19 protein-coding genes are annotated in these 22,753 nt (G+C 42.1%); 13 read left to right on the top strand and 6 right to left on the bottom strand.

The annotated features are described in order from the left end of the window. Positions 1-364 precede the first annotated feature (364 nt). The 5 genes from sbmA (at position 365) to FTV12_RS12275 (ending at position 8,504) form a co-directional block, all read left to right on the top strand. Complete coding sequence (gene sbmA / locus FTV12_RS12295; RefSeq protein ID WP_180034144.1) at positions 365-1,558, top strand: peptide antibiotic transporter SbmA; 1,194 nt, start codon at positions 365-367, stop codon at positions 1,556-1,558. Positions 1,559-2,175: 617 nt separating this feature from the next. Continuing rightward, on the top strand, positions 2,176-3,159 hold the full coding sequence (locus FTV12_RS12290; protein ID WP_180034143.1) for a hypothetical protein: 984 nt from the start codon (positions 2,176-2,178) through the stop codon (positions 3,157-3,159). 481 nt (positions 3,160-3,640) lie between these two features. After that, positions 3,641-5,611 (top strand): M13 family metallopeptidase, encoded by a 1,971-nt coding sequence (locus FTV12_RS12285; RefSeq protein WP_373687230.1) that lies wholly within the window; start codon positions 3,641-3,643, stop codon positions 5,609-5,611. A 193-nt stretch (positions 5,612-5,804) separates the two neighbouring features. After that, entirely contained in the window at positions 5,805-7,853 is a 2,049-nt protein-coding gene (locus FTV12_RS12280; RefSeq protein ID WP_179993174.1) for a M13 family metallopeptidase, read from the top strand. Positions 7,854-8,009: 156 nt separating this feature from the next. Then, on the top strand, positions 8,010-8,504 hold the full coding sequence (locus tag FTV12_RS12275) for a hypothetical protein (protein WP_180034141.1): 495 nt from the start codon (positions 8,010-8,012) through the stop codon (positions 8,502-8,504). A 42-nt stretch (positions 8,505-8,546) separates the two neighbouring features. Here the strand turns inward: FTV12_RS12275 and yddG are convergent, their stop codons facing one another. Further along, positions 8,547-9,482, bottom strand: coding sequence for an aromatic amino acid DMT transporter YddG (gene yddG, locus FTV12_RS12270; RefSeq protein ID WP_180034140.1), 936 nt, complete (start codon positions 9,480-9,482; stop codon positions 8,547-8,549). A gap of 734 nt (positions 9,483-10,216) precedes the next feature. Between yddG and FTV12_RS12265 the strand changes: the two genes are divergently transcribed. Next, a complete protein-coding gene (locus FTV12_RS12265; RefSeq protein WP_180034139.1) occupies positions 10,217-11,083 on the top strand; it encodes an RES domain-containing protein in 867 nt (288 codons plus the stop codon). Positions 11,084-11,110: 27 nt separating this feature from the next. On the opposite strand, the gene gatB is transcribed toward FTV12_RS12265, so the two are convergent. The 3 genes from gatB to gatC are packed head-to-tail and all read right to left on the bottom strand — an operon-like array spanning position 11,111 to position 14,431. Then, positions 11,111-12,586: an Asp-tRNA(Asn)/Glu-tRNA(Gln) amidotransferase subunit GatB gene (gatB, locus tag FTV12_RS12260; RefSeq protein ID WP_180034138.1), complete on the bottom strand. Its 1,476-nt coding sequence runs from the start codon at positions 12,584-12,586 to the stop codon at positions 11,111-11,113. Next, positions 12,586-14,064, bottom strand: a complete 1,479-nt coding sequence (gatA, locus tag FTV12_RS12255; protein WP_004783101.1) for an Asp-tRNA(Asn)/Glu-tRNA(Gln) amidotransferase subunit GatA — start codon at positions 14,062-14,064, stop codon at positions 12,586-12,588. Before gatA ends, gatB begins: the two co-directional genes overlap by 1 nt. 52 nt (positions 14,065-14,116) lie before the next feature. Continuing rightward, positions 14,117-14,431 (bottom strand): Asp-tRNA(Asn)/Glu-tRNA(Gln) amidotransferase subunit GatC, encoded by a 315-nt coding sequence (gene gatC / locus FTV12_RS12250; RefSeq protein ID WP_005234479.1) that lies wholly within the window; start codon positions 14,429-14,431, stop codon positions 14,117-14,119. A gap of 132 nt (positions 14,432-14,563) precedes the next feature. On the opposite strand from gatC, the gene FTV12_RS12245 reads away from it, so the two are divergent. The 6 genes from FTV12_RS12245 (at position 14,564) to FTV12_RS12220 (ending at position 19,316) form a co-directional block, all read left to right on the top strand. Then, complete coding sequence (locus tag FTV12_RS12245) at positions 14,564-15,610, top strand: rod shape-determining protein (protein WP_005234480.1); 1,047 nt, start codon at positions 14,564-14,566, stop codon at positions 15,608-15,610. Between the two features lie 16 nt (positions 15,611-15,626). Beyond that, positions 15,627-16,484: a rod shape-determining protein MreC gene (gene mreC, locus FTV12_RS12240; protein ID WP_166139623.1), complete on the top strand. Its 858-nt coding sequence runs from the start codon at positions 15,627-15,629 to the stop codon at positions 16,482-16,484. Next, positions 16,471-16,962: a rod shape-determining protein MreD gene (mreD, locus tag FTV12_RS12235; protein ID WP_166139624.1), complete on the top strand. Its 492-nt coding sequence runs from the start codon at positions 16,471-16,473 to the stop codon at positions 16,960-16,962. Before mreC ends, mreD begins: the two co-directional genes overlap by 14 nt. Further along, positions 16,950-17,516, top strand: coding sequence for a Maf-like protein (locus FTV12_RS12230; protein ID WP_179993411.1), 567 nt, complete (start codon positions 16,950-16,952; stop codon positions 17,514-17,516). The genes mreD and FTV12_RS12230 overlap by 13 nt, the downstream gene beginning before the upstream one ends. Positions 17,517-17,555: 39 nt before the next feature. Further along, positions 17,556-19,010 carry a ribonuclease G gene (gene rng, locus FTV12_RS12225; RefSeq protein ID WP_005234484.1) on the top strand — a complete coding sequence of 485 codons (1,455 nt, stop codon included), beginning with the start codon at positions 17,556-17,558 and terminating at the stop codon, positions 19,008-19,010. Between the two features lie 132 nt (positions 19,011-19,142). Next, positions 19,143-19,316 carry a PA1571 family protein gene (locus tag FTV12_RS12220; RefSeq protein ID WP_004783090.1) on the top strand — a complete coding sequence of 58 codons (174 nt, stop codon included), beginning with the start codon at positions 19,143-19,145 and terminating at the stop codon, positions 19,314-19,316. Between the two features lie 157 nt (positions 19,317-19,473). Here FTV12_RS12220 and FTV12_RS12215 read toward each other — a convergent pair whose 3' ends face one another. Together FTV12_RS12215 and FTV12_RS12210 are read right to left on the bottom strand one after the other, a co-directional pair. Then, positions 19,474-20,856: a wax ester/triacylglycerol synthase family O-acyltransferase gene (locus FTV12_RS12215; protein WP_004783088.1), complete on the bottom strand. Its 1,383-nt coding sequence runs from the start codon at positions 20,854-20,856 to the stop codon at positions 19,474-19,476. A gap of 172 nt (positions 20,857-21,028) precedes the next feature. Then, positions 21,029-21,763, bottom strand: coding sequence for a phosphoadenylyl-sulfate reductase (locus tag FTV12_RS12210; protein WP_034703384.1), 735 nt, complete (start codon positions 21,761-21,763; stop codon positions 21,029-21,031). Between the two features lie 208 nt (positions 21,764-21,971). Here FTV12_RS12210 and thrH point away from each other — a divergent pair, with 208 nt between their 5' ends. Next, a complete protein-coding gene (gene thrH, locus FTV12_RS12205; protein ID WP_179993412.1) occupies positions 21,972-22,589 on the top strand; it encodes a bifunctional phosphoserine phosphatase/homoserine phosphotransferase ThrH in 618 nt (205 codons plus the stop codon). The last annotated feature ends 164 nt before the right edge of the window (positions 22,590-22,753 follow it).

The following is a 22,753-nucleotide window of genomic DNA, read 5'->3' as shown; positions in this document are numbered from 1 at the left end:
GAGATTAAGATTTAATTTTCAAACGATTTGTGTTTCTTAAACTCGAATATTTTCAGTCTATTTACCGACGAAAAGAAGAGAAGGAGACAAACGGTGCCAAATAGTCAATCTAGCGCAAAATCTACTTGTCACTTTTTGACAGGCCAGTCATGATCTCCTCCATTCTATTGCGTACGTTATGCGCTAGTATTAAGGCAAGAATCATATAATCTGATATTAATTCAGCTTTAGCGATTTTGTGTTTGTATGTAATTTTTTACATTGAATTGCAAATTTATGCTGCAGTTCGTTGAAAGTCTGAAAATAAGAATAAACTGTGCGTCATTTGGATGACCCGTACATCTATAAGGAGAATTAAGCCCCAATGTTTAAGTCATTTTTTCCACAACCAGTGTGGTTCTTTAGTAGTCTGGTACTGTGGTTTCTGATCAATCTTGGCCTTTGGCATAGTGGTGGATCAGGCTGGGGTGTCTATTTGGGTATGACCGAAGGTTATCATGATCTTAAAATGCCGATAGGAATCAGCCGCTTCTGGGCGCCAAAATTTCTCTGGTTTTATCTCTGGTTTTTTGTGAGTACCGCGATATTCGCTACCTTCTGGTATTTTAAAGCGAAACATCCCTGGCAGCGCTGGTCTGTATGGGGCTCGGCCTTTATCCTGTTCAATATCTGGTTTGGAGTGCAGGTTAATGTCGTCTTAAATGAATGGTATAGTCCATTCTATGACCAGATCCAGAATATGCTCACGCAAGGAGGCGGAGATGTCAGCCTACTATATCAAGGTGCATTGACCTTTATTTATATTGCCATGGTCTATGTCACGCTGGCGGTGTTTAACCTGTTCTTTGTCAGCCATTATGTTTTCCGTTGGCGTACGGCGATGAATGACTACTATACGGCGCATTGGGAAAAGTTACGTCATATTGAAGGGGCATCACAGCGTATTCAGGAAGATACCATGCGTTTTGCCAAAACTACGGAACAGCTGAGTGTCTCACTCATTGAATCTCTGATGCTATTAATGGCTTTCCTGCCAATCCTGTATGAGTTATCGAGTCATGTAAAAGTACTGCCGATTGTCGGTGAAATACCGCATGCATTAATGTGGGCGTCGATCGGATGGGCAGTTCTGGGAACTGTGATTTTAATGATTGTCGGAATGAAACTCCCTGGACTGGAATTCAATAATCAGAAAGTTGAAGCGGCTTATCGTAAAGAGCTGGTTTATGGTGAAGATTATGCTGATCGTGCTCACCCGCTTATCTTGCAAGAACTGTTTAGCCGGGTACGTAAGAATTATTTCCGTTTGTATTTCCACTATGCCTATTTCAATATGGTTCGTATCTGGTATCTACAACTGGACAATATTTACGGATTATTTATTTTGTTTCCAAGTATTGCCGCGGGTGCGATTACACTCGGTTTGATGATGCAGATCCTGAATGTGTTCGGTAAAGTTCGTGAATCCTTCCAATATCTGATTTTATCCTGGCCTACGATTATTGAATTGCTCTCCATCTATAAACGTTTGAAAGCATTTGAATCCCATCTCGATTAATTTTTCTTATATTCATAGACAATTTTAAAAGCCAGACCATCATAGGTTTGGCTTTTTTATTGATTAATTTTTATTCAAAATCCAATTGAAAATTACGATCTAGAGAGGTGCTAAAAAATTAGGATGAATGGCACTAAAACATCCCAATATTAGGGTATTCAAGCTATTTTTTCTTGTCTAGAATTTTAAAGGCCAGCCAGGGTGCTGTTTAATTTCCAATAATATGACGTATAAAAATAATTAGTGTACGTAAAGGAAATTATTCAAATTATAATCTCATTCAGACAGCGATAGAGAGCATAATTGCCGTTATCATCCATGATAATAATATCTCTAATTTTTGTTGAATGAGTAACCGGAGAACTGATCTGTTTCTTCGGTTTTTTTATATCTTTTTTTCTACTGCTCTATCTTCTAATTGGCGAATAATCCAGCGTATTTGTTGACTTGAAGAATGTTAATTTGATCAATTTATCTGGCTATAAGCTAGATGAATTAGGCACTCTATTCCTCATTTTTAGTGATAGGTCTCGCTATATTTTTATATTTATCAATCTGTTGAGATTGTTGTTTTGGCACATTTGCTATATGTTATAGAGGCCTGGGGGAGATAAGCAGTGAAGCTAAAATTAATAATTCCAACAATATGTGTAGCAAGCCTGGCTGGATGTAACAGTATTCAGCAAATGAAATCAGATATGCAGCATCCTTATGTAAGTCCTCAAGAACTGATTGTTAAAAGAAACTTGAAACAGGCTGACGGTTCGGCAAAAGAATATGTTTATTCATGGGAAAAATCCAAGCAGCATCTGGAGCCACAATCCCTCTATCCACGAACCACCTTAAGCCAGTATTGTCATGAACGGGGCGGCAAGTTTTCTCTACTGTATAAGAGCCAATTGGCTTCAGTAAAAGATTCTGCCCAGAAGAACCGTTTAAGCAAAAACCGTTATGTCACTCAGGGTATTGGTGCCTATCAATGTACGATGCCTCAAGGACAAAACTGGATTGTTTCTATTGAGCCGATTTCTGAACGTCAGCCAGATAAGAATAATACTACCCGCACAGTACGGATTCTGAGCAAGCTTCAAAGCTCGTCTGAAGCGCGTCATTTCTATCAGGGCCATAAAACTACGGCTAAGTCTAATAAAATTGCTGAAAAGAATGCAGCCAAAACCTCAGTCAAAGATGAGAAAAAGGAAGTAGATAAAAAAGAAGCCGATAAGAAAGAGATAAAAATCCCTGCTGTTGAACCGGCAGTGATTGCTGTTCCCGCTGCTCGTACAAGTAGTATCGAAACGCCACAACAGCAGCAGATGAAACTGTATGTAGCTGCACGCCGTGATATCAATAGCGGTAAGAACCTGAACAATGCCTGCAATAATGCCCAGCGTGCCTATAACTATGGCAAATTACAGGGTACAGAAGGAACACGTGTCTATACCGAATCCGGCATGCTAGTGGCACGTTGTTTAAGCAGTATTCCAGTCTATGCTAACCGTATTCCAAATTCCAAGGTTCAGGCCAAACGAGTACTGCAGAATCTGGCCACCAACTATAACCATACTGGGGCAAAGAATCAGTTGCGGCAGTTAAAATAAGTCTACTGTTTTCACATTCAGTTTGATCATTTATTTGGCAAAGTAGATGCACATGAAAAGTCATCTACTTTAAGTATTGGTGATATTTAAAAAAGTATTTCTTAAGCATAGCAGAACTTAAAAATAATATTTTTCTTTTGAAGATCAATGATAAAAGATAAATAGTTATTCTGTTGATAGGAATAAAAATTAATTAGTATTAGGTCGCAAATCGAACCTCATTTCAGAGTAAATTTCCCGCCGCCATCTCAGATTTTCTCTTCTATATCTCCTGTTAAATACAAGCCCATTCAACGGCATATTTTAGAAATTATTGGTATATCTTTTGCTTAAAAATTATCAGTTTTGTGCTTATGGACTGAGCAAGAAAAACTAATTGATTTTTAACATACACAATAATGAGATTTATCGCTTGAGAAAACATATTTTAAGTCATTTGATTCTTGTGGGTGCATTTCTACATTCGTCTGTGAGTTATGCAGTGAGTACAACTTCATTAAAATCGGCAATTGATCTGAATGCGATTGATCGGACGGTTGATCCAAAGCAGGATTTTTATCAATTCGTGAATGGAAACTGGCTGAAAACCGCAAAGATTCCAGAAGATCAGGCATTGTCGGGTGCATTTGCTGAAGTGAGTATGAGATCAACCCAGCAGTTATTTGGCATTTTTAATGAGCTGGCCAAAAAACAGCATCCGCAAGGTAGCAATGAACAAAAGGTCGCGGATCTTTATGCCAGTTATATGGATACCGATCGGCTAGAACAGCTCGGACTTGAGGCATTGCAACAAGACCTGCAGCGGATTGAAAGTATCAAGACCAAAAAAGATCTGGCAGAATTTTTTGCCTATGCGGAAAAAATCAATCTGAATTTGCCATTCTCTACCCGTTTTTATCAGGACCGTAAAGCTTCTTCCAAGGCGATGATGTATGTAGGGCAAGGTGGTTTGGGAATGCCTGATCGTGATTTTTACCTGAGTGAGCAGCCTCGACAACAGGAAATTCGCAATACTTATCTGCTTTATATCGCCAATACCCTGAATTTTGCCGGTCAGCCTAAGCCGATTGAAGATGCTCGCACTATCCTGGCTTTGGAAAAGGCACTGGCAAAAATTAGCTGGTCCGCTGTGGAGCTGCGCAATGATGAGGTGAGAACCTATCTCGTTGAAACTAAAAATATTATTAACTATATGCCTTCTTTTGACTGGATGAATTATTTCTCAGAACTGGGCTTAAAAGGTGCAAGAAAAGAGGTTGCGATCTCGCAGATTAATTATTTGCGTCAGCTGGATCAGTTATGGAAGGTTGTTCCAATTGAAACCTGGCAAACCTATTTGAAATTCAATCTGATCAATAGTTATTCGCCATTTTTAACAGAAGTTTTTCAAAACCATCATTTTGAATTTTATGACAAAACACTAGAGGGTGTACAAGCACGTTCTCCACGGAATGAGTCTGCCTTGGAGCTAACTAACGGTATTTTAGGCAATGTGCTTGGCAAGCTCTATGTAGAAAAGCACTTTAATGAAAGCCAGCGCCCGGCCATGCTGGAAATGGTGGAAAACGTCCGTAAAGCCTTTCATCTGAAACTGGACCAAGCTGACTGGATGGGTTCGGACACTAAAAAACAAGTACGGCATAAGCTAGATAGCATCAATATCAAAATCGGCTATCCGAAAGCATGGCGGGATTATTCAGCCCTAAAGATTCGTAAGGATGATCTGATTGGGAATATCCAGCGGACCCGGCTGTTCAATTACCAGCGTGAACTGGATAAGGTGGGAGAACCGATCGATCCAGAAGCCTGGCACATGTCGCCACAAACAGCCAATGCTTACTATAATGTCAAGCTGAATGAAATCGTATTACCTGCGGCCATTTGGCAGGCGCCATTTTATTATGATGATAGTCATGATCCTGCAGTGAATTATGGTGCCATAGGGGCTGTTATCGCACATGAAATTAGCCATGGTTTTGACGATAGAGGAAGCCGCTTTGATGCCAAAGGCAAGGGTGAAGAAACCTGGAACGAGCACGACCGTAAAAAGTTCAATGAGCGCACCAAAGCCTTAGTCGAGCAATATAAACAATACGAAGCTCTGCCAGGGCATAAGGTGAATGCGGAATTAAATAAAAGTGAAAATATCTCTGACAACCTGGGCTTAGGGATTGCTCATATGGCTTACCGCTTATCGCTCAAGGGTCAGACAGCACCCGTCATTGATGGCTTTAGTGGAGATCAGCGTTTTTATATAGGCTGGGCACAAGTCTGGCGTAGCAAAAGTAATCCTGAATATCTGTTAAATAGCCTAAATATTGCCAGCCACGCGCCAGGTCATGTACGTGGCAATGGCGTCGTCCGCAATCAGCAAAGTTTCTATGAAGCTTTTGAGATTAAAGAAGGGGACAAGATGTATTTATCACCTGAAAAACGAATCTCCATCTGGTAACAGGTTTTAAAAAACAGGTCTGTTTATCTGAAAAGAAACTGGCCTATTTTTTTATCTAAATGACCAGCATGCAGAGTCAAGAACAGTTTAAAAATTGGCATATATGCTGCTTATAAAGATTTAAGTGTTTGATTATCAGGTCAACACGCATTGATAAATTCAACTGCGCAATGAAGCGCGAGGATAGCAAGCTTTGAAAATTTTTCTAAAAACCGCATTGGTAAGTGCTTTATTAGCCGTTTCCTCTGCAAATTATGCTTCAGATCAAACCGCTATTGCAGCACTTGGCTCGGGGATTCATCTTCAACATTTTGATAAAAAAATCGCACCACAACAGGACTTCTATCAGCATGTAAATGGGCACTGGTTAGAGCATGAGGAAATCCCGGCTGATATGCCAAACTGGGGCGCATTCACGATTTTGCGTGAAAACTCGACCCAGCAATTACATGACATTGTAGAAGAGCTGGCGAAAACCAAATCGGATTATGGCAGCAATGAGCAGAAAGTGGGGAGCTTATATGCCAGCTTTATGGACACGGAAACTTTAAATGCAAAAGGTATCCAGCCGCTAAAAGCAGATATCGCCAAAATTGATGCCATGAAAAGCAAAAAAGATTTCACTTTGTTGCTTGCAGACTATGCAAAAAACCGTGTCAGTACACCTTTTGAATTTGGCGTGATTCCTGACTTGAAAAAGTCTGATCAAATGGCGGTGTTTTTGGGTCAAAGTGGTTTAGGTTTACCGGATCGTGACTACTATTTAAAAGACGATGAAAAACTGAAAAGTGCCCGTGAAACTTATGTTAAACATATTGCTAAGCTGTTGACGCTATCGGGTGAAACAGAAGCAGATGCGGCTGCACATGCACAATCTATCCTGAACTTAGAAACTGAAATTGCCAAAATTCAGTGGGATAATGTGCAGAACCGTAATCTCGAAAAAATGTATAACGTCTATACATTAAAAGACGTCAAAAGCCTGGTGCCAGAATTTGACTGGAAAACCTATTTTAAAGCGACGGGTTTAGATAAAAAAACCAAAACCGTGATTGTGGCGCAAAAAAGTTATTTTGAAGATTTAAACAAGATTTTAAGCAGCACACCCCTCGATGTATGGCAAACCTATTTCAAATTCCATCTGATTGATGGCGCTGCACCTTACTTAAGCCAGGAATTTGCTGATGCAAACTTTGAAATGTACAGCAAAACCTTACGCGGTGTGACCGAGCAACGGGCACGCTGGAAACGTGGGGTTGATATGACTAATGCCGTACTCGGTGAAAGTCTGGCACAAGTCTATGTCGCAAAACATTTCCAGCCTGAACAGAAACAGCGTATGGAAAAACTGGTAGAAAACCTGTTGCTGGCATTTGAACAGAATCTAGAAAAACTGGACTGGATGGGTGCAGAAACCAAAGCACAGGCACACCGTAAGCTGAAAAGCTTTAGAGTAAAAATTGGCTATCCAAATAAATGGCGTGACTATAGCAAGCTGGAAATTAAAGATGGCGACCTGATTGGTAATCTGCGTCGTACCAACAGTTTCAATTATGACATTGCGCTGGATAAGTTGGGGAAACCGGTTGATCGTGAAGAATGGCATATGCTGCCGCAAACGGTAAATGCTTACTACAACCCGATGGGCAATGAAATTGTTTTCCCTGCTGCGATTTTACAGCCGCCATTCTTTGATATGAATGCTGATGATGCCGTGAACTATGGCGCAATTGGGGCAGTAATCGGGCATGAAATCAGTCATGGCTTTGATGATCAGGGCAGCCGCTTTGATGCAGATGGCAACATGAAAAACTGGTGGACCGAAGAAGACGATAAAAAGTTCAAGGAAAAAACCAAAGCTCTGGTCGAGCAATATAATGCTTATGAAGCGATACCGGGCTATCACGTCAACGGTGAGCTGACCTTAGGTGAAAATATTGCCGATAACTCAGGTCTGGCAATTGCCTATGAAGCTTATAAGCTTTCACTAAATGGCAAGCCTGCTCCGGTGATTGATGGATATACCGGAGATCAGCGTTTCTATATTGGCTGGACGCAGGCATGGCGTGCCAAAGTTCGTCCGGAACTGGCATTACAGCTGTTAAAAACAGACCCGCATTCACCAGCAGCCATTCGTGGCCGTGCGACCTTACTTAACCAGAAACCTTTCTATGAAGCCTTTAGCGTCAAGCAAGAAGATCCAATGTATCTGGAAGAAGATAAACGGGTAAAAATCTGGTAAGTCTGATTTCCTCATTCGATTCCAAAAGTCCTGACTGATGTCGGGACTTTTTTTTATCTCTCAGGTTACAGAGTTCTACAGGTTTTCCAGCCTTTTACATGCTACAAAGAAACTGCATTGTTCAAGCAGTTTGAACGGGTGAAAAAGGAAAGGAATATGGGATTCAAAGCTTTATCGGGTCTTCGGGCAGTCTTTATGACTACAGCATTGCTGGGTGCAACTCAGATTGCGACAGCCGGTCCAACAGTTGATCAGCTCAGTGACTGTTTAATGAAATCCACGACGGCCACCGATAAAACCACAGTCTTGCAATGGACTTTCGTGGCATTGGGCAATCATCCCGATCTAAAAGCTTTTAGCAATGTAACTGCAACTCAAAAGGAAACACTTGACAGAAATTTAGTGACGGTTTTACAGCGGATTCTGGTTGAGCAATGTCCAACCCAAACCAAAGCGGTCATTCAGGCTGAAGGGGTACAAGCAGTGGGTGAAAGTTTCCAGGAGCTTGGGCAGGTCACAGGTGAGGAAATTCTCAAAAATCCCGAAATCAAAAGTCAGCTGAATGGTGTACTCAAATATATCGACATGAGCAAACTGGTCACGACTTTCTTGACCCCTGACGTGTGGAATAAACTAGGCATCACCCGTTAATAGATTGCAGATGCAGCCAAACTTAAACCGCAAAAATGTGGTTTAAGTTTTATAGAGCTTGCTTGGAAACAGTCGGTCTCGAATATCATTCCAGTTGGTCGACAGCCAGCAAATAAATGAACCTAAGGTGACCATCATTGTGCCGATCCAAAAGGTGTGGGACAGACTGGTATTCAGCACCCACATCGAAATAATAGACGAAAAAATGGGGCTAAAATAAGACAATGCGACCAGCATTGCGATATTGCCTTGGTTAATTCCGATATTCCACGCGGCATAACCTAATCCAGTCACGATCGAAACCAGCAACATATACAGCATAATATTCAAGTCAATATTAAGAAGTTGTGGCAGTTGTTCGTGATCTAACAGCAGGGTCTTGCTCCAGAGAACCACACTTACCATCGCGAAAAAGAACACGATCGGATTATGTCCTTGGCTATATTTTTTGGTAAATACACAATATAACGACCATAAACTTGCCCCAATGAATGCCAATATGTAACTGGTTGGATTGGCTTGTATATTGTGAATGACGGTTGCTAAATGAATATCTCCGTTGCCCGTCTGGATATAAAAAATACCTGCCAGACTAATACTGAGCCCAACCACCACCAAGCTATGAAATTTTAGTTCATGAAATAAAATCAGCATGGCGATGGTCATACTGGGCCACAGATAATTCACCAGACTAATTTCAATGGCTTGCTGTGCAGTTTGTGCGAGTGCTACGGCATAGGCAAAGCAGATTTCATATACCAGAAATAATGCAGCTGCACTGAGCAGATAAAACTTGGGTATGGTTTTGAGTTTGGGAACGCCAAAAACAGCCAGTAAGAGCAGGGTGCTTAAGCTATACATCATAAGTACAGCCAGATCAGGTCCAATACTAAAACTGATTTTTTTGAGTAATCCCACGATAGATGACCACTGTAAAATGGCACTTAAGCCAATCAGCGTAGCGAGGTTTTTCGACATGGTAAGGGCGGGATGGGAGAATGTGCAGATTGTATTCCTGTTGAGTGATTTTCAATATGGGACAGACACGATTTTATGATCAAATTCAAAAAAATCGTTAACAACCGCTTTATGATTTGAATATCCCGATCATGAGTTTAATAATCCAAAAAATGGGCGTGAAAATTAGCTCAATACCATCTGCAAGGTTGGCCAGTTTGCTTTCTCTGGCTGTGTGCCTCCGTGGTTTGATGGGTTTGCGTCGTCTTGACTGATATGCGCCAATGATGAACACAAGAATGATCAGGATAATGCTGAGTAAGATAATGTGATTTGACATGTTTTTATTTTTCTTCGGTTTGTTTTTGATTTTATAGCATGTTTTAAATCCTCTCCCTAGCCCTCATCCTTTCTTGCGATTCGTTTTAAAAGCAATGCTTTAAAACTCGCTCAGGAGAGGGAACGCCGCGTATCAAATTGATCACATGACAAAGTCTCCCTTTTTAAAGGTGAGAAGCGGAGCTTCGCAAGGAGAGGGATTCCGAAATCACGCATAAAGAATGACTGTGAAAGTTGGATACTTCCTAAGTCTTCGAGTTTGATGATAGAGGAAACTTTTTGATAGTTATGTTGTTTCTAATGTGAACTTTTTGATTGATTATATATCAGAGTTTAGATGTTTTACTTCTTCTTAAAGTGATACTTATAATATCATAAAAGATAAAGACTATTTCAATTAAAATATAGGATGGATAATGGTTAATAATTTAGATCTGATAAAATCAGATGTTAATAAATACTTAGATAAGATAGATTTAAAAGAACTTAAGGCTAAGATTAGAAATTTTAGATCTTTACCTAGGCATAAGCTTTCTGATAAAGAGTTAATGGAAGAAATATATAAAGTTCTTGAAATAGATAATCATTTTATATTACAGCCTCATTTTCGTACTTATCCTGTAGGAAGTTATTTTTATAGAATTAGGAAGCTTTTACAACCTAATATCTCAGAATTGAAATCTGTAAATGATTTTTGGAATGCTCCCCAAGATTTAATTAACTCATATCAAAGGTTAAATAAACCAAAAGAAAGTTTATTATATACAGCTTTTGACATTGAAACAGCAATAGTTGAAACTCGTTTAAAGGAAAATGATTTTTTCTGTTTAATGATTTATGAAAATATTAAACCTATTAAAGCTGTTTGCATTGGGACAAGTTTTAATGATGATTTAAGGCTAATAGAAATTGAAGATTTTTTAGCAGAAGAGTTTTGTAAACCAGTTGGTACTGGTATAGAACATTTTTATAGAACATCTGAATTAATAGCGAAGCATTTTTTTGATTTACCGCCAGAAGAAATTCAAGATGCTTGGGAATATCCATCAGTACAAGATAGAAAAAAACTAAACATTTGTTTTAGACCTGAATTAGGAAAAAAACTTTTGAAATTAAATGGCACACTAATTTGCAAATATGGTATTGACAACATTTTTTCACCACTTGCTATTCAAGATGGATTTGGAGAAGACTTAACACCGAATATTTACCATTTTGATGAAAATTTAGTTAAAAAAATTGCTCCTAATTTTCCTGGTGAATACAGAAAAAACCCGCTTTAAAGCGGGTTTTTTTAAAGAAAGATCAGCTTAACCAATCAATTTCTTCATCAATTCATTCACTTGCGCAGGGTTGGCTTTACCTTTCGCAGCTTTCATGACTTGACCAACAAGACCGTTAAAGGCTTTCTCTTTACCAGACTTATACTCTTCAACCATCTTCTCGTTGGCAGCAAGCACTTCCTTAATAATCGCTTCAATTGCGCCTGTATCAGTTTCCTGTTTCAAGCCTTTTTCAGCAATAATCTCGTCCGCAGTTTTGCCTTCTTCCCACATAAAGCCGAACACTTGTTTCGCGATCTTACCGTTAATCGTGTTGTCCACAATACGTGCAATCATGCCACCAAGTTTTTCTGCTGTTACAGGAGAGTCCGCAAGCTCTAAGCCTGCTTTGTTCAAGGCACCTGAGAATTCACCCATTACCCAGTTTGCAGCAATCTTACCTTGCGCAGCACCGCCAGCAGCCTTAACGACTTCTTCGTAGAACTCTGACATTTCACGAGTCAGTGTCAGTACGTGAGCATCATACTCAGTCACACCGAAGTCAGCCACGAAACGCGCACGACGAGCAGCAGGAAGCTCAGGCATTTGCGCTTTAATCGCTTCGATTTGCGCATCTGGAATCACCACAGGCAACAAGTCTGGATCAGGGAAGTAGCGGTAATCGTTTGCTTCTTCTTTAGAACGCATTGAACGGGTTTCCATCTTCACAGGGTCGAACAGACGAGTTTCTTGGTCGATTGTGCCATCCCATTCCAGAATTTCCATTTGACGTTCAATTTCGACATTGATCGCTTGTTCAATGAAACGGAATGAGTTCAGGTTTTTAAGCTCACAACGTGTACCGAATGGTTGACCCGGACGACGTAAAGACACGTTACAGTCGGCACGGAACGAACCTTCTGCCATGTTACCGTCAGAAATACCTAACCAGCGTACCAGCGTGTGAATCGCTTTGATGTAAGCAACTGCTTCTTCAACAGAACGCATATCCGGTTCAGATACGATTTCTAGAAGCGGCGTACCGGCACGGTTCAAGTCGATGCCTGACATGCCTTCAAACTGGTCATGGATTGATTTACCTGCATCTTCCTCAAGGTGCGCACGAGTCACGCCAATGCGTTTTACCGTGCCATCTTCAAGCTGGATGTCGATATGACCCAATCCCACAATCGGATTGTCCATCTGGCTGATCTGATAGCCTTTAGGAGAATCCGGATAGAAGTAGTTTTTACGTGCAAATACAGAAGCCTGATCGATATATGCATCGATCCCCAGACCAAAACGAATCGCAAGATCAACGACTTCTTTGTTCAGCACTGGCAATACACCCGGCATCGCAAGGTCTACAAGGCTCGCCTGAGTATTTGGATCATTACCAAATTCAGTGGATGAACCAGAGAAGATTTTAGATTTAGTCGCAAGCTGAGTGTGAATCTCGATACCAATAACGACTTCCCAACCGTCAATCAGGTTAGATTTTGGTTTAGCAGCGTTTTTAGCCATTATGCATTCTCCTCAGCAATTGCAGCGCGTTTAGTATGCCAATCCGTTGCTTGTTGATACTGATGTACCACAGACAACAATTGAGATTCTGACCAGTAATTACCAATCAACTGTAAGCCAACTGGTAAGTTGTCTTTGTCAAAACCAACAGGCGCGTTAATCGCAGGAAGACCTGCAAGGTTTACCGCGATGGTATAGATGTCACCTAGGTACATTTCAACCGGAGACAGGTTTGCACCGATACGGTATGCAGTAGTCGGTGCAGAAGGCGCAGCGATGACATCTACAGATTCAAATGCTTTTAAGAAATCTTGCTGGATTAAACGACGTACTTTTTGTGCTTTCACATAATAAGCATCGTAATAACCAGCAGACAGAGCATAAGTACCGATCAGGATACGACGCTGAACTTCAGCACCGAACCCTTCTGAACGGGAACGTTTGTAAAGGTCGAGAAGATCTTTTGGCTCTTCACAACGGTAGCCATAACGTACGCCGTCATAACGAGACAGGTTAGAAGATGCTTCAGCCGGTGCGATCAGATAGTAAGTTGGAACATAAGCTTCTGTCATGTTGAGATCAATCTCAACCAGAGTTGCACCCATTTCTTCCAGTTTTTTCAGTGATTCTTCAACACGTGCTTTCACGTCTGCATCCAGACCTTCAACATTGAAGTACTGTTTTGGAATACCAATGCGCAGACCTTTCACAGAAGTACCGTTCAGGTTGGCAACGTAGTCATCAACATCTTTGTCCATTGATGTTGAATCTTTGGCATCATGACCGGCCATGACATTCATGAGGTAAGCACAGTCTTCAGCTGAACGTGCCATTGGACCACCTTGATCCAAAGATGATGCGTAAGCGATCATACCGAAACGTGATACACGGCCATAAGTCGGTTTCAGACCAGTCAGACCACAGAAAGATGCTGGCTGACGGATTGAACCACCAGTATCCGTACCGGTTGCAAATGGTGCCAGATCCGCAGCGACAACCGCAGCAGAACCACCTGAAGAACCGCCCGGAACGTGATCTAGTGCCCAAGGGTTTTTGGTCGCACCAAAGTAAGAAGACTCGGAAGTAGAACCCATGGCGAATTCGTCCATGTTCACTTTACCAAGTGTGACTAAGCCCGCAGCTTTACCTTTCGCTACAACGGTCGCGTCGTAAGGAGAGATAAAATTGTCCAGCATTTTAGAACCAGCTGTGGTTTTAATGCCTTGGGTACAGAAAATATCTTTATGTGCAATGGGCACACCAGTCAGGGCAGTCGCATTGCCGGCTTTGATTGCAGCATCAGCAGCATCAGCTTGAGCCAATGCCTGTTCAGCAGTCACGGTCACATAAGCTTTGACCTGTGCATCAATTTTTTCGATGCGTTTTAAATAGTGTTGAGTCAATTCGCGGGATGAAAATTGAGCATTTGCCAAACCTTCAGTCAGTTCACGAATGGATAAGCGGTGTAAATCTGTCATGAGAAATAATTCTTTACGTTTAATTTAATAAAAAGAATGAACTGGGTAGTAATTACTCAATCACGCGTGGGACGAGATACAAACCGTCCTGTACAGCAGGTGCAACTGCTTGGTATTCCTCACGATGATTGCTTTCCGACACGACATCTTCACGTAAAGGCTGTGGGTGGTCGAAAGGGCTTTTCAGTGGTTCAACACCGTCAGTATCGATGCCTTTCAGGGTTTCCATCATGCCTAAAATTTTATTTAAACTTTGAGCATATTCAGCAGATTGCGTATCATTAAGAGATAACCTTGCGAGGTTGGCAATAGCTGAAACTGTTTCTGCATTTAAATCTGCAGAAGACTGTGCATCCGATGTAGACATAATATTACCTAATCAGTATTAAAAAAATTCAAATTATCATGCGTTATGATAAGCGATTGACTTGTCCAAATCATCACATTTAGTTAAAGTGGCCACCTTGCGTCCATATAAAGTTTAACTGAGAACGTCCCCGTGATTCTAAAACGACTAATAGGCTTGTTTTCGCCAGATCTCGCTATTGATTTAGGTACTGCAAATACACTTATTTATGCGCCAGGACGAGGCATTATATTAAATGAACCGACGGTTGTAGCCATCCGTCACAGTGGTTCACATAAAATTGTTGCTGCCGTAGGTCTTGACGCGAAACAAATGCTTGGTCGTACCCCAGCAAATATTTCTGCAATCCGTCCGATGAAAGACGGCGTGATTGCGGATTTCGAAGTGACCGAAACCATGTTAAATCAGTTCATTGGTAAGGTACACGAAAAACGTTTATTCCCGCCAGCGCCACGCGTGGTGGTTTGCGTGCCATGTAAATCGACACTGGTTGAACGCCGTGCGATCCGTGAAGCAGTTTATAATGCGGGTGCACGTGAAGTACGTCTGATTGAAGAACCGATGGCTGCTGCAATTGGTGCAGGCATGCCGGTTGAGCAGGCATGTGGTTCGATGGTTGTCGATGTGGGCGGCGGTACAACTGAGATTGCAGTAATTTCATTGCAGGGCTGTGTATATGCAGACTCGCTGCGTATTGGCGGTGATGTATTTGATGAACAGATCATCAACTACGTACGTAAGGCACATGGTTGCGTGATCGGTGAAACCACAGCTGAAGTGATCAAAAAAGAAGTTGGCATGGCACTTCCAGATGAAGGTGCAAAACCGCTGGAAATTGAAGTTCGTGGCCGTAACTTGGCTGAAGGTGTGCCTCGCGCGATTGTGGTGAACTCGGATGAAGTCACTCAAGCGATCTCTGATCCACTACAAAACATCGTGTCTGCGGTGAAATCTGCATTGGAACAAACACCTCCTGAACTGTCTTCTGACATCGCTGAACGCGGGATCGTGTTGACCGGTGGTGGTGCATTGCTGCGTAACCTGGACAAGCTTCTTGCAAAAGAAACAGGTCTGCCTGTTGTGGTTGCTGAAGATCCACTGTCTTGCGTGACTCGTGGTGGTGGTAAGGTACTCGAATTCTTCGACAATCCAAATCATGACATGTTATTTGTAGGCTAAGACAAGGATTCGGCGGGTGCAAGCACATCTGTTTTCTCGACAACCGCCATCTTTTCGCTCTTTTATCATTGCACTGATAACATGTCTGGTGGTGCTGTTCTTTGACTGGCGCATGCCACATGTTGTTCAACCTGCAAGGGATGTCTTGTACGCGGCCTATAACCCCATTTATGCCGTGGCCAGCTATCCGGTACTGTCGCGAGAATGGCTGAATCAACAAACCAAATCTGAAGCGCAACTGCGTCGTGAAAATACCGCGATGCAGGCTGAGCTATTGCAGGCGCAAGTTCGCCTACAAAAAATTGCAGAACTTTCTGCAGAAAATACTCGTTTACGCGGTCTTTTAGATACCCCTCTGATTCTTGATGGACGTATGGAAATTGCTGAGGTCATTGGTACCGATGCTGATCCGCTACGCCATATCATCGTGATCAACCGTGGTTCCAATAACAAGCTGAAAGTCGGTCAGACCGTACTGGATGACATGGGAATTATGGGACAGATTATTGATGTCTATCCGCATAGTAGCCGGGTCATGCTGCTCTCTGATAAAGAACACTCCTTGTCGGTACGTCTGGAACATACCGGCATGCGTGCCATTGTCTCGGGGACCGGGGATCTGGGACGCCTGAAAATGGAATATGTACCGACCAGCGCCAATATCAAAGTTGGTGAAAAAGTTTACAGTTCAGGTCTGGGACAGCATTTTCCGGCAGGTTATCTGGTGGGAACAGTATCCAATGTGAAACGGCATAATTCAGGAGAATTTGCCCAGATTGATGTTACTCCAGCGGCACAGTTGGCCGGTGGTCATCATGTCGTCGTGCTGTTCTCTGACTCATTAGCGATGGAGCAACCGCATGTCAATCGCTAAGATGCGACCTAAAACACATCGTGATCCTTTATTTGCCATTGTTATTTCAGTGATTGTGGCTTCTGTTCTCTCAGTCTATCCACTGTCTTACGAGACCTCGGGATGGCGTCCATTATTTATGTTAATGGTCATGCTGTTCTGGGTATTGTGTCAGCCGACCTGGTGTGGAATCTGGTTTGCATTTGCTACCGGGATCTTCATTGATTTACTGCTTGATGCGCCTTTAGGTCTCAATGCACTTAGCTTTATCATCATTGCTTTTGTGGCACGTTTCCTGACCCGTGAGCGCCGTATTCTGACCTTTGCTAATTTATGGGTCATTACGGCAATTGCGATTCTGGCACATTTGATGATTATCTTCTTTGCCCAGATTTCGACCGGCGTACAATTCTCATTTGCACGACATTGGATTCCCATGCTGACTAGTGTCATCATATGGCCAGTGCTTTATTACTTTTTGAGAAAATGGCGCATTTAATCCTCGCTTCCAGCTCACCCCGACGCCGTGAACTTTTGCAGCAACTCGGGCTGAACTTTGAGATCTGTAGCCCAGATGTAGACGAATCTGTACTGGAAAATGAGTCCATTGCAGCCTATGTCGAACGTCTGGCGCAAGTCAAAGCGGAAGCGGTGGCCAAGCTGTTTCCGGATGCCATTATTATTGCTGCGGATACCAGTTTAGGTGTGAATAATGAGATTTTGGGGAAACCTGAATCCAAACAGCATGCCTTTGAAATGTGGGAAAAAATTTCAGGGAGATGGCATGATGTGTATACTGGAGTGTGCGTCCGCACAAAAGAAGAAAAATACAGTATAGTAGTTCGTACACAGGTTGAATTTCAGCCACTAAATAGCCATGATATGGAAAGTTACTGGGCAACAGGTGAGCCGCTTGGGAAAGCAGGCGCCTATGCAATACAGGGAATTGCAGCGCGTTATATTCCAAGAATAGAAGGTAGTTATTCGAATGTAGTGGGGTTGCCACTATATGAAACAGTACAGTTATTGCAGACGGTTAAGGCACTAAATTAACTGCTGAAAAAGAATTCTTATAATGTTTTGAGTGTTGTTATGTCTGACGAGTTGTTGATTAACGTCACACCGATGGAATGTCGGGTGGCGTTGATTGAAAACGGCACGGTGAATGAACTGTTTGTCGAGCGTACGGCCAAGCGCGGATTGGTCGGGAATATCTATAAAGGAAAAGTGGTCCGGGTCTTGCCGGGCATGCAGGCCGCTTTTGTTGATATTGGCCTGTCCAGAACGGCATTTTTGCATATCAATGACATGGTCTGGCCACGTAACCAGCCAACGCCGAATGTATTCGAACTGCTGCAGCCGGGTCTGATTCTTACCGTTCAGGTGATGAAAGACATGCTCGGTACCAAGGGCGCACGCCTATCTACTGATCTTTCTATTCCTTCACGTTATTTGGTCCTGATGCCATATGGCAATCATATTGGCGTATCGCAGCGGATTGAATCCGAAGATGAACGCAATCGTTTACGCTCGATCATTGAGCGTATTCAGGCAGAACACAAGTTGCCAGGCTCCGTGATTGTCCGTACTGCTGCGGATGGCATTGAAGAAGAGGCGATTGCACAGGATATGGCTTACTTAGCCAAACTGTGGGAATACATCCAGCGCAAACAAAAAGTAATCGCAGTGCCTTCATTGATCTTTGAAGAACTGCCTTTGCCACAGCGTGTCATTCGTGACCTGGCTAATGAAGAAACCGAAAAGATCTATATCGATTCACGCGAAATCCATGGCAAGCTGAAAGAGTTTGTGGATGAGTTCGTGCCGAACATGAAAGACCGTTTGCTACATTATCCGGGCGAGCGACCAATTTTCGATTTGTACAATGTCGAAGAAGATCTGCAAAAGGCTTTACAAACCCGTGTCGCACTGAAGTCCGGCGGTTATCTGATGATTGACCAGACTGAAGCCATGACCACCATTGATGTTAATACCGGTTCTTATGTGGGCGGTCGCTCGCTGGAAGATACGGTGTTTAAAACCAATATGGAAGCCACACAGGTGATTGCACGTCAGCTGCGTCTGCGTAATCTGGGCGGTATTATCATCATTGACTTTATTGACATGCAGGAAGCCCAGCACCGTGAAGAGGTGATGAACCAGTTTGTGAAAATGCTGGAACGTGATCATGCCAAAACCAAGATCACCCAGGTGTCTGAACTGGGGTTGGTGGAGATGACGCGTAAGCGTACCCGTGAGTCTTTGGAACACTTGTTATGCGAGTCCTGTCCGACCTGTCAGGGACGTGGATATGTGAAAACAGCAGAATCAGTGTGTTACGAAATTTTTCGGGAAATCCTGCGCTATGCTCGCGCTTATGAATCACAAAGTGGCTTTACTGTTGTTGCCCATCCGGCAGTGATTGATCGGCTGTTGACTGCAGAAGCCCCAGCTGTAGCGGATCTGGAACACTTTATTAATCGTGTAATTAAATTCCAGGTCGAAAATTTATACACGCAAGAGCAATACGATATCATTCTCAGCTGAAATTGTAACAGAATATCGTTAAACACTTGTTACATCTGAAATTTTACAACTCTACTGATATTTACAATACTAGAAACATCAAATTAGCCAAAGCCTTTCTCCCAGTTCTAGGCTTAGCAAAAGGAGTCTATGATGAGTATGAGTAAAGTTGTAATCAATAAAAGCTTGAAACACGTATTAGAACCAAAGGCTGTGCATGCAGGATATATTGTGGATGAACGCGGGAATGAAGTTCAGATTACAGCTTCTATGATTCGCTCTGTCTGCCATCAGTTATTGAAACAATGTCGTACTATTAAAAGTTAATTAAACCAAAATAGATTGCGGTTGTATGAATTTCATTCAAACTGTAAAAAGAATAAAATAAAGGGGCTTAAATTGCCCCTTTATTTTTTACTAAATGATTGGCAAAAGTGCTCACACACTTTTTAGCAGTCCATTGCCAGATTTTATTCGTCCGCGGCTAACTGACCGCTTTCAACTTTGGGACGGGTTCACCATCCACAATCCGTTCGAAGCGTTGAATTTCTTCTTCAAGATGAGTCAATAGATTCTGCATTTTGGGTAGAGCATTACGGCAAGCAGTAAGACCTACTTCAAGCTTGTCCATATAACTGGTCATGGTGATATTCAGTGCCTGTCCATCCAGTACAATCGAAGCCGGATATAAGGCTTCCAAACGTGCGCCATTCCAGTACAGAGGTTCCTGAGGACCAGGGACATTGGAAATGATCACGTTAAATGCCTGACGTTTTGGCATTAAGCCAGATGCAATATTGAATCCTGCAAGACCGTAGACAAAAGCACTATAGTTCAGAATCTGATTGGCATTCATGCGCTTAAAGCGTTCTTTAGCACTGAGTACACTGCGACGTACCGTTTTAAGACGCTCCAAAGGATCATCCTTATGCGTGCCCAGATTCGCCAGAATCATGGTAATACGGTTGGAAACATCGGAGTCATCGCTACGTACAGAAGCGGGCACCATTGCAATTAATGGTTTTTTCGGCAAGGCATTTTGTGTGAGTAAATATTCGCGTAAGGCACCTGAACAGATCGCTAACACGATATCATTAATCGTTACACCTAAAGCTTTAGAAATATGACGTAAACGTGAGAATTCAAAAGATTGGGCTGCGAAACGACGTGAAGCACTGACGCGCTGATTTAAAATAGAACTTGGTGCTTGAAAGCTGGACACATAATCCGGATTACGCCCCATATCTTTCAGTACGGTTTGTGATAATTCATAAGCCACTCGTGGCGTACATTCCAGCTGGCCTTTAATCGCCTGTAATACATTCTTCATGCGGCTGACTTTCGGCGCTTTCAGACGTTTTGCTCGTGGACCTTCTACACACCAAGGTGGCACAATACTTTTCGCATGTGGATCATGGGAAAGTGATTTTTCTACCAGACGCATGCCTGCAATACCATCTACCATCGCATGGTGAATCTTGAAGTACATGGCAAAACGGTTGCCTTCAATGCCTTCAATAATATGACAGGTCCATAAAGGTTTAGCGCGGTCAATCAGTGCGCTGTGTTCTTGGGAAATATAAGTCAGCAGCTCGCGGATACGCCCAGGTTTCGGTAAGGCAATATGACGAAAATGATGATCTAAATCAAACTCTTCATCTTCATCCCAAAATAAACCGTTTAAATAGTTATTAAATGGAGGAATCGGTGAGGATTTGGAATTGCGAATATCAGTCACCAGATCCCGGATAAAAGAGGCTGGTGCATTGTCAGGAATTTGAAACAAAAATAACCCGCCTACATGCATAGGCTGCTGCCGTTTCTCTAAAGACAAAAAAATAAAGTCAATCGGATGTAATGGACGCATAGCGTAGATTGCCTCACTGCATTTTCTTCAGCTGCTCATGTATAAGCAACCTTGTTAGAATTATTGGTATCACATTACAAAGTATAGCGATTTTGTCGCATAAAGGTACTGATTTTTCTGTAGCCGATTGGTTCACAAAAAAACCACCCGACGAACGGATGGCTTTTTAAGATTATTTTTTCAAGTTCCCGGCATGCAAGCCACATTCTTTATGGGTGGCTTCTTCCCACCACCAGCGTCCTTCACGTTCATGCTGATTTGGCAGCACAGGACGGGTACAAGGTTCACAGCCAATGGAGATAAAACCTTTTTCATGTAGTGGGTTGTATGGAATTTCCATCATTCGGATATAATTCCACACATCCGCGCTAGACCAGTTAGCAAGGGGATTATATTTAATCAGCTGTTTGCCTGGGCCAGAAAAACCTTCATCAGATTGAACCACTGGAATGTCATTACGTGTTCCCGGGCTTTGGTCTTTACGCTGACCGGTAATCCAGCCATCTAAAGTTGCCAGTTTTTTGCGTAAAGGTTGCACCTTGCGGATTCCGCAACATTCCTGATGGCCGTCACGGTAGAAACTGAACAAACCTTTTTCAGTCGTCAGTTGTTGAATCGCATCTGTTTCCGGGAAACAGATTTCGATATCAATATTATAGTGCTGGCGAACTTTTTCAATAAATTGATAAGTCTCAGCATGCAGACGCCCTGTATCCAGGCTAAATACCCGGAAAGGTTTACCTAAATTAGATGCCATATCAATCAGTACAACATCTTCTGCACCAGAAAATGAAATGGCAATTTCGCCTTCCTGCTCGAGAGCAAGCGCTAAAATTTCACTTGGTGATTTATCTGCATATTCAGATGCAAGCGCATCTACCATAGCAATAGTGGGGATTTTGGTCATATGAGTCCTGGCGGCATAGGCTTGGAAATGACGTGGCCTATATGAATTTATTTCAGATTTATTCTATTTTAATAGAAATGCCCAAAGCTACTTATCACTAAAAAATAAATACTTATGAAAAAAACAGATTTAAAAAAGAACAGTGCAAAATCTTTTTCTTCAGCTATGATAGGGCAAAATTTTTTCAATACAACTGAGGGGATGCTTCATGGAAGTCGTATGTCTAGATCTAGAGGGCGTTTTGGTTCCAGAAATCTGGATCAATTTTGCTAAAAAAACAGGTATTAAAGAGCTCGAAGCAACGACACGTGATATTCCTGACTATGATGTGTTGATGACCCAGCGTTTGAATATTTTAAAACAGCATGGTTTGGGTCTAAATGATATCCAGGCTGTGATTGCGGATATGGGGCCATTTGAAGGCGCCAAGGAATTTGTAGAATGGGTAAGTACTCATTTTCAGCTGATTATTCTGTCTGACACTTTCTATGAATTTGCTCATCCTCTAATGAAGCAACTAGGCTGGCCAACGATTTTCTGTCATAAGCTGGAAACTGATGAAGAGGGCATGATCACTGCTTATAAACTTCGTCAGCCGGACCAAAAACGTCAAGCCGTAAAAGCATTACATGGCTTGAACTTCCGTGTGATTGCAGCAGGAGATTCTTATAATGATACCACGATGCTAGGTGAAGCAGATCATGGTTTCCTATTTGATGCGCCTGAAAATGTGATTGCTGAATTCCCGCAATTCCCGCCAATTCGTGGTTATGATGCGTTAAAAGAAGCGATTCGTAATGCTTCAGTACGTGATATTCCAGCTTAATTTTTAAGTTTGAAATTAAAAAAAGGCACCAAAGGGTTAATGCCAGTCAGTTAAGCAAATATTAGTAAAATGTAGTAAAAATGAGTGTATGTAAATACGCTCATTTTTTTATGACTTTATCTGAAAATTTAGATTGCACCCTTCAACATTCTTTACCTTCACTT

Origin of the sequence: Acinetobacter sp. YH12233 (assembly GCF_013417725.1) — a bacterium.
Taxonomy (GTDB): Bacteria; Pseudomonadota; Gammaproteobacteria; order Pseudomonadales; family Moraxellaceae; genus Acinetobacter.
This window is presented reverse-complemented; position numbering and strand designations above follow the sequence as displayed.